The organism is Streptomyces albireticuli (assembly GCF_021228125.1).
Taxonomy (GTDB): domain Bacteria; phylum Actinomycetota; class Actinomycetes; order Streptomycetales; family Streptomycetaceae; genus Streptomyces; species Streptomyces albireticuli.
The window spans coordinates 422,494-437,437 of the sequence record NZ_JAJQQS010000006.1 but is presented as its reverse complement, the minus strand read 5'-3'; the positions used below and the strand labels follow the sequence as shown (position 1 = coordinate 437,437).

Below are 14,944 nucleotides of genomic sequence, written 5' to 3'. Positions count from 1 at the left end.
TACGTGCATACGGTCATGACATGCCTCCTGCCGATACCAGGGCATCCGTCGTCACCATGCGTTCGGGTGCCTCTGCCCTGTCGTCCCTCACCTCTCCTTCCTCCTCGGCCGATGACAACAAGCTGGTGCCCGGCGGGCCCGGCTACCGCCGTACGAGCTTCGCGCTCTTCGCGGCGGGTGTCGCCACCTTCGCCCTGCTCTACTCCACGCAGGCCCTGCTTCCCGCGATCTCCGACGACCTCGGAGTGACGCCGGATCAGGCGAGTTGGACGGTCTCCGCCGCCACGGGCGCCCTCGCCCTCGCCGTCGTCCCCCTGAGCGCCCTGTCCGAGCGCTTCGGCCGCCGGACGATGATGACCGCGTCCCTGTGTGTCGCCGCCTTCGTGTCCCTGCTCGTGCCCCTGGCCCCCGGCCTGGGCTGGCTGGTGGCGCTCCGCGCCGTGCAGGGCGCCGCACTCGCGGGCCTGCCCGCCTCGGCGATGGCGTACCTCTCGGAGGAGGTCCGGGCGAAGGCGCTGGTCGGCGCGATCGGCCTGTTCGTCGCGGGCAACAGCCTCGGCGGCATGATCGGACGCATCCTGGCCGGCTGGGTCGCCCAGGCATGGGGCTGGCGGGCCGGGCTCGCCGCGGTGGGCGTCCTGGCCGTGATCTGCGCGGTGACCTTCCGCGCCCTGATCCCCAAGGCCCGGCACTTCACCGCCACGGCCGTCTCCCCGCGCGACCTCGCCCGTACGGTCGCCGGCCACCTCTCCGACCCGCTGCTGCGCCGCCTCTACATGATCGGCGCGCTGTTCATGACCGTCTTCGGCGCGGTCTACACGGTGATCGGCTACCGGCTGGCCGAGGCCCCGTTCTCCCTCCCCCAGGGTGTCGTCGGCTCGATCTTCCTGATCTACCTGGTCGGTACGGCCTCCTCCGCGGCGGCCGGAAAGCTCGTCGGCCGCCTCGGCCGGCGGGGCGCGCTGTACCTGGCGGTGAGCACGACCACGGCGGGCCTGCTGCTGACCCTGACGACCTCGCTGACCGCGGTCCTCGCGGGCCTCGTCCTCATCACCGCCGGCTTCTTCGCGGGCCACGCGGTCGCCTCGTCCTCCGTCAGCCGCGCCGCGAAGACGGGCCGCGCCCAGGCGTCGGCCCTGTACCAGACGGCGTACTACCTGGGCAGCTCCGTCGGTGGCACGCTCGGCGCGGTGGCGTACCACTACGCCGGGTGGGACGGCGCGGTGGTGCTGGGCATGGCGGCGATGATCGGCGCGGCGTCGATCACGCTGTACGCGACGCGGATGGCGCTCGTGGCGCGCCGCCGGATCCCGGCCTCGGCCTGAGGCCGCCCCGAACCCGAAGGGCCCGCCCCACCACCTGTCCTGGTGGGGCGGGCCCTTCGCCGTTCGGAACGTCATGCGGCGCTGAGGGCCCCGGCGAAGAAGGGCAGCAGGCGGTCCCAGTGGCGCTGGAGCCCGGAGGGACTGAAGGCCGACGTGTCGGCCATGGTGAAGCCGTGGACGGTGTCCGGGTAGACCTCGGAGGCGTAACGGACGCCGTCGGCGTCCAGCGTCTTGTTCAGCCGGGCGACCGCCTCGGGCGGCATGGAGTCGTCGTGCTCGGCCAGGCCGAAGAGGAGTTCGGCGTTCAGCCGCGGGGCGAGCAGGTGCGGGCTGTCGGGGGTGTCGGTGACGAGGGGGCCGGGGTGGAAGCAGGCCGCGGCGGCCACCTGGCCGGGGCGGGCGGCGGCGGCGCGCAGCGCCAGGACGGCGCCCATGCAGTAGCCGACGGTCCCGACCGGTCCGGGGCGGACCTCGGGCTGTGTGGTGAGGAAGTCCAGGTAGGCGCCGGCGTCGCGGACCGCGCGCTCGACCGTCAGCTCGTCCAGGAGCGGCATGATGCGGGCGAAGAACGTATCGCGGGCCTCGGCGGTGCTCAGGTCGGGCACGTCGATCACGGGGGCGGGGCCGCGGCGGTAGAAGATGTTGGGCGCCAGGACGTAGTAGCCCTGGTCGGCCAGCTTCCGGGCCATCTCGTGGATCACCGGCCGCAGCCCGATGGCGTCCACGTACAGCAGCACGCCCGGGTGGCGCTCGCCGTCGTCGGGGAAGGCGGCGAAGGCGTCGGCCGTGCCGTCGGGGGTGGAGATCTCAACTGTCCTGGTGGGCATGGATGCTGCTCCTTGTCGGTGTCGGAGTGTTGGAGGCGGGCCGCGTCACGGGGGCCCGCGTCGCAGCGGCCCGCGTCGCAGCGGCCCGCGTCGCACTCGCCGTCCGCGGCCGGAGCCGTCGTGGGCGGGAAGCCTTCGGGCGGCCGGGGTCGCGGGGGGCTCTCATTCCCGTGCGCCGGGTGGCGGGTCGTCGTGGGGGGGCTCTTATTCCCGTGCGCCGGGTGGCGGGTCGTCGTGGGGGGAACGGGGGTGGGCCGGCGGGTCCAGGAACCGGTCGACCAACAGGCGGCGGGGCCCCGGCCCGGCCCGGCCGAGCTGGTCCTCGGGGTTGGCCACCATGCAGCGGTCCAGCGACAGGCAACCGCAGCCGATGCAGTCGTCGAGCCGGTCCCGCAGCCGTATGAGCTGCTCGATGCGTGCGTCGAGGTCGTCCCGCCAGCTCCGGGACAGCTCCTCCCAGTCGTCCTGGGTGGGCGCGCGCCCTTCGGGCAGGCGCGCCAGTGCCTCCTGGACCTCCCGCAGGGAGATCCCGACGCTCTGCGCGACCCGGACGAGCGCCACCTGCCGCAGCGTCGTCCGCGGGTAGCGGCGCTGGTTGCCGGGGGTACGGCGGCTGTGGATCAGGCCCATCGACTCGTAGAAGCGCAGCGCGCTGGTGGTGACACCGCTGCGTTCGGCGAGCTCACCGACGGTGAGCTCCTTGGCGTTGTAAAGCGGCATTTCCATATATCAACCGTAATCCGGACTTAAAGTTTGCTTCAGGTCTTAGGGGGCCGGAAGTGTGCATGTACACGGCCCAGGCCACGCCATGCCATGCCATGCCACGCCATGCCATGCCAGGGGAGGCCAGGCCGGCTCAGGTCAGGCCGGCTCAGGTCAGGCCGGCTCAGGTCAGGCCGGCTCAGGTCAGGCCGGCTCAGGTCAGGCCGGCTCAGGTCATCAGGGAGCCCGCGGACGCTCAGGTCACGGCTCGTCCGGCCCGGCGAGGGCTGCGGCTCCCCGCCGCCGCACGGAGGCGGTGACGCCCGCCAGGGCGGCGACCGCGGCGAAGGCGAACAGGACGTAGTGCGCCGAGCGGGCCATCGAGGGTGCCCCGAGGTTGACCAGGACACCGGCCGAGGCCGCGCCGAAGGAGAAGGCGAGCAGCCCGATGGTGTTCATGGCCGCGGAGGCCTTCGCCGCCTCGTCCGGATCCGTCGTGCTGCCCATCACCGCCGTCGACAGATGCGGCATCGCCATGCCGATCCCGGAGCCGGCCACCAGGTAGGCCGCGGCCCAGGCCGCCACCGTGAGCGGGGAGGCGTCCTCGCGCTGGAGCAGAGCGGTGGCGGTCAGGCCGGCGGCCAGGACGAACGGCCCGGCCAGGCTCAGCCGGGCGAGCACCGCCGGGCGGGCGCCGGAGACCGAGACCTGGGTCAGGGCCCAGCCGACGGGCAGTGTGGTGCCGAGGAACCCGGCCGCCACCGGCGGCAGATCGCCGAGGCGCTGGCCGAACAGCGAGATGAACGCCTCGGCGGAGGCCGCGATCGTGATGAGGACCCGGGTGAGGTAGAGCCACCGGAGCGCGGACCGGCGCGTATAGGCCGACGCGGGCAGCACGCGGGCCCGCGCACCGGGGCGCCGCTCACTCAGGACGAAGACCGCGACCAGGACGAACGCGGCGGCGACGGAAGGCCCGGGCCCGGACAGGACACCGGCCGTACTGATCAGTATCGCCGCCGCGGTGAGCAGCACCAACGACACCACCGGCAGCGGGCTGACGCTCTGCGCCCGGCCGCCGGCCGGGACGGCCCGCGAGACGAGCGGGAACAGCGGCAGCGTCAGCACCATCACCGTGGCGAAGGCCAGGCGCCACGCGCCGAACTGGGCGAACAGCCCGCCGATCGCGGGCCCGACGAAGAACCCGGCCGCCATCGTCGCCGACACCAGACCGGTGCCCCGCGCCCACAGGCGCTCGGGCAGTACCGACTGGACGGCGACGTAGCTGAGCCCGGCCAGCAGACCGGCCCCGAACCCCTGCGACACCCGTCCGGCCAGCAGGACTTCCATCGTCGGCGTCACCGTAGCGATGCCCGTACCGGCCACGAACGCCGCGATACCGATCCGGAAACCGGCCCTCGCGCCGCGCACCGCCAGGACGCGGCCGACCAGCAGTGCGCTGATCACCGAGGCGATCATGAAGACGGTCGTGGTCCAGGCGTAGAGGCGCTCCCCGCCGATGTCCTCGACCGCCGTCGGCAGCAGGCTGGTGGTCACCCAGGTGCTCGCGCCGTCCAGGAGCATCACACCCGCGATCAGCAGGGCGGTAGCCCGGTGATCAGGTCCGAAGAGCTCTCGCCAGCTGCCGGCCGGCCCGTTCCGCGCGGACGCGGGGTCGGCGATCTCAGTGGGCTCAGGGGCCTCAGTGGTTTCGATGGGGTCAGTCGGTATTGCCACCCCGATACGGAACAACTTCAAGAGCTCATGAAGTCAAGCCGGACCCCCGCCGTGCGTCACGGTCAGCGATCCGGCGGGACTTCCCGCGCTCGGCGGAACCGGCCCGGCGGCGGGCGGGACCGGTCACCGGCCTCCGCCCTGCCCAGGCGTAAATTCCCGACCTTCCGCCGGTGCGCTATGTACCCTTCGGTCCATGGATATCGTATTTCGGCCGCTCGAAGCCGCGGACATAGCCGCCCTGGCCGCCCTCCGGGAAGAAGTCGAGCGCACCGACCGCACCGGCATCCATCACGACCTGGCCGATATCCGCGAGGAGTTCACCGATCCCAAGCTGGACCTCGCCCATGACACGCTCGGCGCCTGGCAGGGCACCCGGCTGGTGGCGTACGCCCTGGTGTACGAACCGGAAACCGTGCGCGGCGTGCTCCGCTTCGACACCGCCGGCGCCGTCGACCCCGCGTACCGCCGCCGAGGGCTCGGCACGCGGATGGTCGACTGGATGCGCGCCCGGGCACGAGCCCTCCACGCGGAGCGTGCCGCCGAGGTGCCCGGTGAACTGCACCTCGACGGAATCTCCACCAACGCCGGCCTGGCCGCGCTGGCCGAGCGGGCGGGCTTCGCCCCCTCCCGGTACTGGTTCACCATGTCACGCGACCTGCGCACCGCCGCCACGTCCCTGCCGGAAGCCGCCGCTCCGGCCGGTCTGCGGCTGGCGCCCTTCGCCTGGTCGTACGACGAAGCCGTCCGGCTCGCCCACAACGAGGCGTTCCTCGACCACTGGGACTTCGCCGAGGCCGACGAGGCCGACTGGCGCACCTGGAACACGGGCTCCCGGTCATTCCGCGCGGACGTCTCGGCCGTCCTCCTCGACGCCGGCGACCACGTGGCCGCGTACCTCCTCGCCGACGAGTACGACGCCGACACCGCGGCCACGGGGGTCCGTTCCTGCGCCGTGGCCCATCTCGGGACGCGGCGCGCGTACCGGGGGAAGGGCGCGGCAAGGGCCCTTCTGGCGCACACCCTGCGGGCCGCGCGCGATCAGGGCTACGACCGTGCCGAGCTGGTGGTGGACACGGCCAACCCGACGGGCGCGCTGGGGATCTACGAGAGTCTGGGGTTCGTGAACAAGCGGACGCTGGTTACGTACGCGGGCCCACTCGGAGAGTGAGCCGGTCGGCTTTGACGGTTCTGAGGAGGGGCGCGAGGGCGGCGGGGTTGGTGGTGATGACGCGAGTAGGGTCGTCGCTCTCCCGGAGGCGTATGAGGCCGCCGGGAGCGAGGGCGATCTCGACGCAGTCGTTTTCCGATCCCGTGCTGAATGAGGACTTATACCAAGCAAGTTGAGACATCTGGCTACCTATCGCAGTTCATACAGGACGTGCTGGAGCAAACTCAACGAGTCCCCCACTCCCTGCGCCTCGGGAGTAGCCGCCGGGTCGATAGGTGCAAGGGCCAGGGAGGCCAGTCGCTCAAACATACTGGCGTATTCGGTGATGCGATCGCCATCCCCGATGAAGTCCGCGCTGGTCGGGTGCTCCCGGTAGAGAGTGTCCAGCTCGGGGGTTGTGCCACTGAAGAGGACGAACGAACGGGCGTGGGACGGGTACGGCCCCATATCAAAAGGAAAAATCTGCACCGTGACGTGAGGCATTCGACAAACCTCGATGAGCTTCAGGAGTTGCTTCCGCATCGTGCCCGTGTCGCCGACCCGCACACGCAAGGCCGACTCATGGATGACGGCGTGGTACGTCTCCAGCTCGGCCAGCACACGCTGCCGCTCCATTCTGAAACGCACCCAGCGATCCAGGTTCCGTTGATCGCCTTCGACGCTGGAGATGACACCGCGTGCGTAGCCCTCCGTCTGCAGCAGCCCGGGAATGACCGAAGGCTCGTGCGCACGCGCCCTGGTGGCTCGGGACTCCAGCTCCACCAGATCGAGAGCTCGACGCCCCTGGGTCTCCCTGTACTCGTCCCACCAGCCCTTACCTGAATCCTGGGCCAGCTCCATGAGTCCGTCGAAGTAAGCGCCCGGCGGGCAATCGTACTCACGCAGCACCATGTACAGCCGGTTCCGTGACACATCGAGACGGCCCGCTTCGATGTTGCTGATACGGGCTCGATCGGCGTCCAGCATCGCCGCCGCCTGATCGCCGGAAATCCCCGAACGCGTACGGAGCTTCCTCAGCTCCGCGCCCAGTCGGCGCTGCCGCTCGCTGGGCTGTTTCCTGGGTGCCATCACTACCTCCTTCTCACTGGCGGCAGTCTGCCGACGCCCGGCCCCAAGAGGCCACCCATCCAACCGCGCGTCACCCACAAGGGCCAACATCTCCAGCAACCCTTGCGATACGGAAAAGGGTTTCCCTACCGTCGAACCCCTCACCCGGAACGAGCGGCGCGGAAGTGCACCGGCTCCAACACGAGTTGGCGCGGGCCAAGCCACCGCGAGACGCCACCGGGTACCCCACCACCCAGGAGCCGCCATGCGCACCCACCCCACCCCGGACTGCTCCCTCGTCTTCCCACCGCATCCCGCATGGGTGCGCGCCGCCCGCGAGATCGTCCGAACGTTGCTGCTCGCGTCACGACGGACCGACCTCACGGACACCGCCGTCGCGCTCACCTCGGAGGCGGTCACCAACGCGGTCAACGCGTGCGGGGCGAAGGACTGCGACATCCCGGTCGCGCTGTTCGCGGAGTGGACGGACACCGGTCAGCTGCGCGTACTCGTGCACGACGGGGCGGCGGGGATGCCCGTATGCCGGGAAAAGGTGTCACCGGAGGACGAGTCCGGGCGCGGGCTCAACCTGATCGCGAACGGCGCCGACGCGTGGGGCGTCTGCGCGCACGGCCCCGGGCCGGGGAAGGCCACCTGGTTCGAGCTGGGCAGGCCCCGTAAGTCACCGCTCGGCTGCACGGAGTGCGACACGTTGCGGGACGCCCGGCGGAAGGCCGTCGCGGACGGCGACGAAGAGCAGATCACCGACGCCACCATCGCCGTACGCCAGCACTTCCGCAGCGCGCACATCCTGCCGGCGGCGACCCGGTGACCGCCTACGCCGTCGGACGCGTCATGGCCAACTGCCCCCACCGTGGGGGCTGGACACACCACGGAGGCGAGTCCCGCTGCAACGCCTGCGGCGTCCGCCGGTTCACGGACTACGGCGCGGTACGCCCGTCCGGCCTGCCCCACGCCGTCACCCCACCCGCCCCGGACCGCCACGCTACGGACCGGGCGGCGGCCCTCAACATCTCACGGGCCGTGGTCGACTCCCGCGGGTTCGGGCCGGTCTCCTGGTGCTCGCCCCGTCACGGCCGTCGCGAAGCCACGCCCGCCCCGGCTGCGAGGACAAGATCCCTGTACGGCAGTTCAACCATCGGGTAACCGAGCAAGTCGAGCCGCTTCTCGATCCGCTCGACGAGCTCGGCGGCTACGGCCGGATCGGAGCCGGTCACCTCGGTCTCCACGAAGGCACCCGCCCCGGCCACGATGTCGATCGCGACCACCGCACCGATGTGGCCGGCGTGGCGATGGACGGTGCGGTTCTTCGCCACCCGCACCAGGCGGCGCATGCCGATGTTCTCCAGCAACTGGTTCGCGAGCTCCTCCTGACCGGCGGCCAGGAGGACGTTCGTCTCCTCCTTGGAGATCACCCCGTCGGCGTGGGTCCGCGCGGTCGTCGGCGGCTTGTACGTGATCTCCGTGAAGTCACCGCGACAGCGCACCCGTAGGCACTCCACCGTCACCATGTAGTCCACGTCGGGGCGGCTGTAGTAGACGTCCGTCTCCGTGACCGGCTCCGACGCCCGCCACCCCAGAGAAGCCAGCAGCCGCGCCAGCGCCTCCCCGCCGTCCGGCAGCCGCCGCTTGCGCTCGACCTCGATCACCTTGTCCACCCCTGGTCACCTTCCTGAGTTGATCGCCGAATACACCCGAGCAAGGTTCGCCCTGCCGCACCACTGCTGAAGGCAGTGCATTCCCTCTCCTAACGACCGGGAGTCGCCGGCCACCGGCAGGTTCGAGAACAGCACCAGTTGCTTCGCGTCCTTCAGCGGATTGGGGAGATTACGCCGCAGGTAGCGGTTGTAATAGGCCCGGTCCTGCTGGATCACATCCGCCACCGCTACCGGCATGAGCACCGTCCGCTCGTCCTGCTGGGCCTCGGTGGAGCTGACCGCGAAGGCCGCCAGCAGCGCGTCGAGCGTCATGTACGCGTACGTCTCCCGGCCCTCCCGGGTCACCCAGCGTTCCCAGACCTGCGCGCACTCCCCGTCGCCGCGCTCGGCCAGTTCCAGGAACGCCGACAGCGCGATGTCCGTGCACTCGTCGAAGATGTCCCCGTCCACCGTGTAGTGGTCGGTGTACCGCTCGCTCAGGGCGAGCAGCATCGTCTTCTGCGAGGTGGGCAACCAGTCGGTGTCCGTCAGCGCGTAATGGACCCGCTTGTGCCCGCGCTTGGCGTCGATCCAGTCGGAGGCCGGCGGGCCCTCCAGGTGCGGGACGAACCCGAGCACCCCGGAGCGCCAGATGTGGTCCCGCAGCGTGATGTAGTGCCGCTGGACCTCCCGGAAGATCCCCACCGGGGCCTCGACCAGCGTGCTCGTGGTGTCGTCCAGCGCCTCGGCCGCGACGATCCGTGAGTCCTGCCGGAAGACCGCCAGGTCGGCGGAGCGATGGTACGGGTGGGTGCCCTCGCGCAGGTACTGCGGGAGGAACATCCGCAAGAACCGCACCCACGACAGCGCGCTGTAGGTCTGCACAACCCTCTCGTGCAGTGACGGGGCCTTGACCGCGTATACGTCCCGGTAGGCGAACATGCCGCCGGGCCGCAAGACTGTGGGGATCGTACGGATCACATCGTGCAGCCCGCTGTAGCCGTCGCCGTAGGAGTAGACCTCGTGCAGCAACGCCGAGGCGGTGACGACATCCGCCGGCTCGCCGACGATGTCCGCGAGGTCCTGGGCGAAGCCGGTGACAAGTTCACACGTGCCCACCTGGCCGAACTCCTCCATCGCGCGTGCCAGCGACTCCGACACCACTCCAGGAACCTCCATCACAGTGAGATGGACATCCTTGTCCCGGTGCTCGCCCGCTGCCAGCCGCGAGGCCAGGAAGGCGACCGCCGACCCTCCCCCGGGCCCGATCTCCACCAGGCGCGGCCTCGAAGTCCGCATACGACCCAAGGCGCGCAGAGCGAGGAACGCTTTCTCTTCTCCGTGGGCGTTGGCCGCGACATCGAGGTAGCCGGGCGCCGTCTTGAGAGCGGTTGAGAACGTCGAGGTAGACACCTGTACTCCTTGCCCGAATCCTGACCGACTGCCCTCACCCGGTCGGTGGGGCTTTTGCGAGTACAGCCCAACTACTCTTGATCGCCCATGCGTTGGCCGTAGTCCCGGTGTAGTCCCGCCCGCCCCGGCGGTAGGCTCGGACCATGGCCAGATGATGGGATGACCGCCGTGGACCAAGTGATCCGGCACCCCCTCGCCTACGCTCGCCAGATGCGCGGCTGGTCACAGCCCGAGCTGGCCGCACAGATCGCGGCCGCCGCCCGCCGCCGGGGCCTGCGCTCCGGGGTGGATCGTCAACGGGTGTGGAAATGGGAGACCAGCCGCGCCACGCCCGACACGGATTCCCAGATGCTCCTGGCCGACGCCTTCGGCATCGGCCAGGGCCTCGTTCGTGTGCTCGGCTGGCCGGACTGGCTCCCCGGAGGCGACGAGACCCGTACGCTCGCCCCGCATTCCACCCCTGCCGCGCTCAGAGAGGCCCTCGCAGCCCGCATGGACCGCCGAAACTTCGTCGCATACACCGCCGCGTCGCTGACCGGCTTCGCCCACGAGTGGGCCACCGCGACCCCTGCCGCATTCGCCGCCGCGCGGCAGGGCAAGCCGGTGGACGCCGACCTGGTCGGCTCCCTGGAATCCATCAGCCGGAACCTGACCACCGCGCCGACCGCCCAGCGCCAGTACACCGCCCCGCTTCTCGACGACCAGCTGAAGATCGTCACCAGCCTCGTCGACGAGGGCCGCTACAGCGAACAGGTAGGTAAGCGCCTTCACCGGCTCGCCGCCGGCCTCGCCCAGACCGTGGGGTGGCACCGCTTCGACCACGGCCGGCACGCCGCCGCCGCGCGGTTCTGGCACGCCGCCGTCCACTCCGCGCACACCTGCGAGGATCACGATCTCGGCGCCGGAGTGCTCTCCGACCTCGCCTACCAGTCGCTATGGCTGCGCGACCCCGCCACCTCCGTGGCCGTCCTCGACCGCGCCCTGCGTCGGCCCCTGCACCCGGCCGCCCGATCGGTGCTCCACCTGCGCAAGGCCCGCGCCCACGCCGCCCTCGGCGAGGAACACGCCTGCACCCGCTCGCTCGGAGCGGCGGAGAAGAACTTCGAGACCGCGGCCGGTGCCGGGGCCGCGCCCGCGTGGTGCGCCTGGATGTCCCGTTCCGACCTGGCCGTCGACACCGGCCGGTGCCTCCTCGACCTCGGCCACACCCGCCAGGCCCACGCGCTGATCCAGAACGGGACCGAGGTGCTGCCGGTCGCGCGGGAGAAGACCCGCGCGGTCTTCCTCGCCTATGAGGCCGAGGGCTACCTGCGAGGCGGGGAGATCGACCGGGCGGCGCACGCCGCGCACACGGCACTCGCCATGGCCCAGCGCATCGGGGCGCCGCGCTGCACGGCGCTCATCAGCGGGATGATGCCCGCCTTCAAGAAGCACAAGGAGGTTCCCGGGGTCGCCCAACTCCTCGAAAAGGCGCAGACCGCCCGCTTGTGACCATCGCGCCACAAACACAAACGGCAACCTCGCCGATGACGTCCCGCGGCACGGCAATAAGCTCATCCAGACCGTGGCCTACACCGCTGCCTGCAGTACCGTGCAGGTCAACTCGGCATGAACAGTGCCGACAACGCCAAGCGGTTCGCGACAGGGGCCTCGTGTTCCCGTCATCCAGTGCCCCCGCTCCGGCGTCCCAGCTCCCCGTAGGTCAGGCGCATCCCTGGGGCTAACCCCCCAACCCCACGGCGCTGCCCCCACCTTCGGCCCGGTGGGCACCGTCATGGCCACCCGCCTCCCCCACGTGGGTCAATGATCACGAAGCGGCCGGACATCCCGGACCCGGCCGCCCGGCACCGCAACTTCGCTCCCGAGCGGAGGTGTTGCGCGCCCCCTTCCACGTGAGGCCGTCATCATGCCCCCCGTACGAAACACCCGCCGCAGAGTCGCCCTCGGCGTCTTCACAACCACCGTCGCCGCCGCCACCCTGACCATGCCGCTCTCCACCGCCTGGGCCGCCCAGCCGGAAGCCCGTACCGCCCCCGCCCACGTCCGCGCCGACCTCCAGCACGGCCTCGACGACATCGTCCGCAAGGACGGCGTCGTCGGCGCCCAGGCCACCCTCGCGAACGGCACCGGCCGGATCCACGTCACCTCCGGCACCGCAGAGCGCGGCACGAACCGTCCCATGCCCGCCCAGGGCTACTTCCGGATGGGCAGCAACACCAAGACCTTCGTCGCCACCGTGATGCTGCAACTGGTCGGCGAAGGCAAGGTACGGCTGAACGACACCGTCGACCACTGGCTGCCCGGTGTCGTCGACGCCAACGGCAACGACGGCAAGCGGATCACCGTACGGCAGCTGCTCCAGCACACCAGCGGCCTGCCCGACTACGACGAGAGCCTGCCCGTCCTCGGCGAGGAGGAGTTCAAGAAGCACCGCTTCGACGTCTACGAACCGCGCGACCTCGTCGACATGGCCCTCCGCAAGAAGCCCCTCTTCGAGCCCGGCGACGGCTGGAGCTACTCCAACACCGGCTACATCCTCGCCGGGATGATCGTCGAGAAGGCGACGGGCCGGCACTGGAGCGAGGAGGTCCGCACCCGGATCACCGAGCCGCTCGGCCTCACGCACACCTACTCCGCGGGCGACCGTACGGGGCTCCCCCGGCCCTCCGCCCGCGCCTACCAGCAGTTCAAGCCCGGGGGCCCGCTGCTCGACAGCACCGAGCTGAGCATGTCGTGGGGCAGTTCGGCGGGCGACCTCGTCACCACCTCGGACGACCTCACGCGCTTCTGGCAGGCCCTGCTCGGCGGCAAGCTCCTCAAGCCCGCCCAGCTGCGGCAGATGCAGCGGACCGTGCCCGCGCCCGACGACCGCGGGAACCTGGTCCAGGAGGCCGGGCTCGGCGTCTTCAAGACCGCGCTGAGCTGCGGCGGCGACTACTGGGGCCACGGCGGGACCACCCTCGGCCACCTCAACGCCAACGGCTTCGTCGACAAGGGAAGGAAGGGCGTCGTCGTGATGCGCTCCACCAACCTCGCCATGGAGGACCGCGACACCCGCACCGACAAGCTCCTCGACGACGTCCTCTGCAAGATGAAGTGACACCACCGGCCGTCCCCGATTACCGCCGGGCCCCCGCCGTCACGCAGGATGGCCCGTATGACCGAGATCCACACCCCTCGCCTCCTCCTCCGCCGCTGGCACGAAGACGACGCCCCCTTCCTGGCGGACATCAACGCGGACCCCCGGGTCATGCGGTGGGTCGGCGACGGCTCGGTGATCGACGCCGACGCCACCGCCGAGGCGATCGAGCGCTGGGAGGAGGAGTGGGACGACGAGGGGTTCGGGATCTTCGCCGTCGAGCTGCTGGGGTCGGGCGAGCTCATCGGCTGTACGGGCCTGTCCTGGTCGGAGTTCTCCCCGGAGGAGCTGCCCGACGTGGCGATCGGCTGGCGGATCGGCGCCCAGTTCTGGGGGCAGGGGTACGCGTCCGAGGCCGCCCACGCGACCCTGGAGTTCGCGCTACAGGACCGGGGCCTCGACCGGGTCGTCGCCGTCATCCGGACCGGCGACGAGGCGTCCGAGAACGTCGCCCGCAAGCTCGGCATGGCGCCGGAGCGCGAGACGACCCACCCCGTGCACGACTTCCCGATGACCATCCATGCCATCGACCTCACCGAGTACCAGGCGTAGGGGCCCGGAAACACGGGACGGGCCCGGCGGAAGACTCCGCCGGGCCCGTCCTTTCACCGCCAGAAATCAGGCGATGCGGTCCAGCACGATCGGGTTCGCGGTGAACGACGTGCCCTCGGGGGCGATCTCCACGCCGCCCTCCAGCGCCGCCAGCGCGTAGTCGTACTTCTCCGGGGTGTCCGTGTGGAGCGTCATCAGCGGCTGGCCCGCGGTGACCTTGTCGCCCGGCTTGGCGTGCATCTCGATGCCCGCGCCGAACTGCACCGGGTCCTCCTTGCGCGCGCGGCCGGCGCCCAGGCGCCAGGCGGAGACGCCGACGGCGTACGCGTCGAGCTTGGTGAGGACACCGGAGGCCGAGGCCGTCACGACGTGCTGCTCCCGGGCGACCGGCAGCGCCGCGTCCGGGTCGCCGCCCTGGGCCTGGATCATGCGGCGCCAGTGGTCCATGGCGGAGCCGTCGCGCAGGGCCTTCTCCGGGTCCGCGTCGGGCAGGCCGGCCGCCGTGAGCATCTCGCGGGCCAGGGCCAGGGTCAGCTCGACGACGTCCGCCGGGCCGCCGCCCGCCAGGACCTCCACCGACTCGCGGACCTCCAGGGCGTTGCCCGCGGTGAGGCCCAGCGGGGTCGACATGTCGGTCAGCAGGGCGACGGTCTTGACGCCGTGGTCCGTGCCGAGGCCGACCATCGTGGAGGCCAGCTCACGGGCGTCCTCGATGTTCTTCATAAAGGCGCCGGAGCCGACCTTCACGTCCAGGACCAGGGAGCCCGTGCCCTCGGCGATCTTCTTCGACATGATGGACGAGGCGATCAGCGGGATCGCCTCGACCGTGCCGGTGACGTCGCGGAGCGCGTAGAGCTTCTTGTCCGCCGGGGCGAGGCCGTCGCCCGCCGCGCAGATGACGGAGCCGACGTTGCGCAGGACGTCCATCATCTCGTCGTTGGAGAGCAGCGCGCGCCAGCCGGGGATGGACTCCAGCTTGTCCAGCGTGCCGCCCGTGTGGCCGAGACCCCGGCCGGAGAGCTGCGGGACGGCCGCGCCGCAGGCGGCGACGAGCGGGGCCAGCGGGAGGGTGATCTTGTCGCCGACGCCGCCGGTGGAGTGCTTGTCCGAGGTCGGCATGGGCAGGGACGAGAAGTCCATGCGCTCGCCGGACTTGATCATGGCGGCGGTCCAGCGGGCGATCTCCGCGCGGTCCATGCCGTTGAGCAGGATGGCCATGGCGAGCGAGGACATCTGCTCGTCGGCGACCTCGCCGCGGGTGTACGCGTCGATGACCCAGTCGATCTGCTCGTCGGACAGACGAGCGCGGTCACGCTTGGCGCGGATTACGGAAATGGCGTCCATCAGCACATTTTCCTTAAGTTCGTGCGTCCTCAGTC

Annotated in this window: 15 protein-coding genes; 7 read left to right on the top strand and 8 right to left on the bottom strand. The window is 70.9% G+C overall.

The window, feature by feature from the left end; translation table 11 throughout:
* Positions 1-20: 20 nt before the first annotated feature.
* Positions 21-1,325, top strand: coding sequence for an MFS transporter (locus LUZ64_RS14855; protein ID WP_095582193.1), 1,305 nt, complete (start codon positions 21-23; stop codon positions 1,323-1,325).
* A 71-nt stretch (positions 1,326-1,396) separates the two neighbouring features.
* Here the strand turns inward: LUZ64_RS14855 and LUZ64_RS14850 are convergent, their stop codons facing one another.
* From LUZ64_RS14850 to LUZ64_RS14840, 3 genes are all read right to left on the bottom strand, one after another.
* Complete coding sequence (locus LUZ64_RS14850; RefSeq protein ID WP_095582194.1) at positions 1,397-2,152, bottom strand: dienelactone hydrolase family protein; 756 nt, start codon at positions 2,150-2,152, stop codon at positions 1,397-1,399.
* A gap of 204 nt (positions 2,153-2,356) precedes the next feature.
* On the bottom strand, positions 2,357-2,878 hold the full coding sequence (soxR, locus tag LUZ64_RS14845) for a redox-sensitive transcriptional activator SoxR (RefSeq protein ID WP_232390079.1): 522 nt from the start codon (positions 2,876-2,878) through the stop codon (positions 2,357-2,359).
* Positions 2,879-3,115: 237 nt separating this feature from the next.
* Positions 3,116-4,588 (bottom strand): MFS transporter, encoded by a 1,473-nt coding sequence (locus tag LUZ64_RS14840; RefSeq protein ID WP_211305159.1) that lies wholly within the window; start codon positions 4,586-4,588, stop codon positions 3,116-3,118.
* A gap of 193 nt (positions 4,589-4,781) precedes the next feature.
* Here LUZ64_RS14840 and LUZ64_RS14835 point away from each other — a divergent pair, with 193 nt between their 5' ends.
* Positions 4,782-5,756 (top strand): GNAT family N-acetyltransferase, encoded by a 975-nt coding sequence (locus tag LUZ64_RS14835; protein ID WP_095584439.1) that lies wholly within the window; start codon positions 4,782-4,784, stop codon positions 5,754-5,756.
* Here the strand turns inward: LUZ64_RS14835 and LUZ64_RS14830 are convergent.
* Both LUZ64_RS14830 and LUZ64_RS14825 read right to left on the bottom strand, forming a co-directional pair.
* A complete protein-coding gene (locus tag LUZ64_RS14830) occupies positions 5,728-5,937 on the bottom strand; it encodes a DUF397 domain-containing protein (RefSeq protein WP_095584440.1) in 210 nt (69 codons plus the stop codon). The two genes, LUZ64_RS14835 and LUZ64_RS14830, sit on opposite strands and share 29 nt — an antisense overlap.
* Positions 5,938-5,945: 8 nt before the next feature.
* Positions 5,946-6,824 (bottom strand): helix-turn-helix domain-containing protein, encoded by an 879-nt coding sequence (locus LUZ64_RS14825; RefSeq protein ID WP_095584451.1) that lies wholly within the window; start codon positions 6,822-6,824, stop codon positions 5,946-5,948.
* A 244-nt stretch (positions 6,825-7,068) separates the two neighbouring features.
* On the opposite strand from LUZ64_RS14825, the gene LUZ64_RS14820 reads away from it, so the two are divergent.
* Both LUZ64_RS14820 and LUZ64_RS37760 read left to right on the top strand, forming a co-directional pair.
* Positions 7,069-7,635, top strand: coding sequence for an ATP-binding protein (locus LUZ64_RS14820; RefSeq protein WP_107426700.1), 567 nt, complete (start codon positions 7,069-7,071; stop codon positions 7,633-7,635).
* A gap of 23 nt (positions 7,636-7,658) precedes the next feature.
* Positions 7,659-7,970, top strand: coding sequence for a DUF6255 family natural product biosynthesis protein (locus tag LUZ64_RS37760; RefSeq protein ID WP_372471992.1), 312 nt, complete (start codon positions 7,659-7,661; stop codon positions 7,968-7,970).
* Here LUZ64_RS37760 and cyaB read toward each other — a convergent pair.
* Both cyaB and LUZ64_RS14810 read right to left on the bottom strand, forming a co-directional pair.
* Positions 7,895-8,482, bottom strand: a complete 588-nt coding sequence (cyaB, locus tag LUZ64_RS14815; RefSeq protein WP_095584441.1) for a class IV adenylate cyclase — start codon at positions 8,480-8,482, stop codon at positions 7,895-7,897. The two genes, LUZ64_RS37760 and cyaB, sit on opposite strands and share 76 nt — an antisense overlap.
* Before the next feature lie 6 nt (positions 8,483-8,488).
* A complete protein-coding gene (locus LUZ64_RS14810) occupies positions 8,489-9,874 on the bottom strand; it encodes a class I SAM-dependent methyltransferase (RefSeq protein WP_095584442.1) in 1,386 nt (461 codons plus the stop codon).
* Positions 9,875-10,033: 159 nt separating this feature from the next.
* On the opposite strand from LUZ64_RS14810, the gene LUZ64_RS14805 reads away from it, so the two are divergent.
* From LUZ64_RS14805 to LUZ64_RS14795, 3 genes are all read left to right on the top strand, one after another.
* Complete coding sequence (locus tag LUZ64_RS14805; protein ID WP_095584443.1) at positions 10,034-11,365, top strand: helix-turn-helix domain-containing protein; 1,332 nt, start codon at positions 10,034-10,036, stop codon at positions 11,363-11,365.
* Between the two features lie 415 nt (positions 11,366-11,780).
* Positions 11,781-12,974 (top strand): serine hydrolase domain-containing protein, encoded by a 1,194-nt coding sequence (locus LUZ64_RS14800; protein ID WP_095584444.1) that lies wholly within the window; start codon positions 11,781-11,783, stop codon positions 12,972-12,974.
* A gap of 57 nt (positions 12,975-13,031) precedes the next feature.
* Complete coding sequence (locus tag LUZ64_RS14795; protein WP_095584445.1) at positions 13,032-13,565, top strand: GNAT family N-acetyltransferase; 534 nt, start codon at positions 13,032-13,034, stop codon at positions 13,563-13,565.
* A 66-nt stretch (positions 13,566-13,631) separates the two neighbouring features.
* Here LUZ64_RS14795 and LUZ64_RS14790 read toward each other — a convergent pair whose 3' ends face one another.
* Positions 13,632-14,915 carry a thymidine phosphorylase gene (locus LUZ64_RS14790; RefSeq protein WP_095584446.1) on the bottom strand — a complete coding sequence of 428 codons (1,284 nt, stop codon included), beginning with the start codon at positions 14,913-14,915 and terminating at the stop codon, positions 13,632-13,634.
* Positions 14,916-14,944 lie beyond the last annotated feature (29 nt).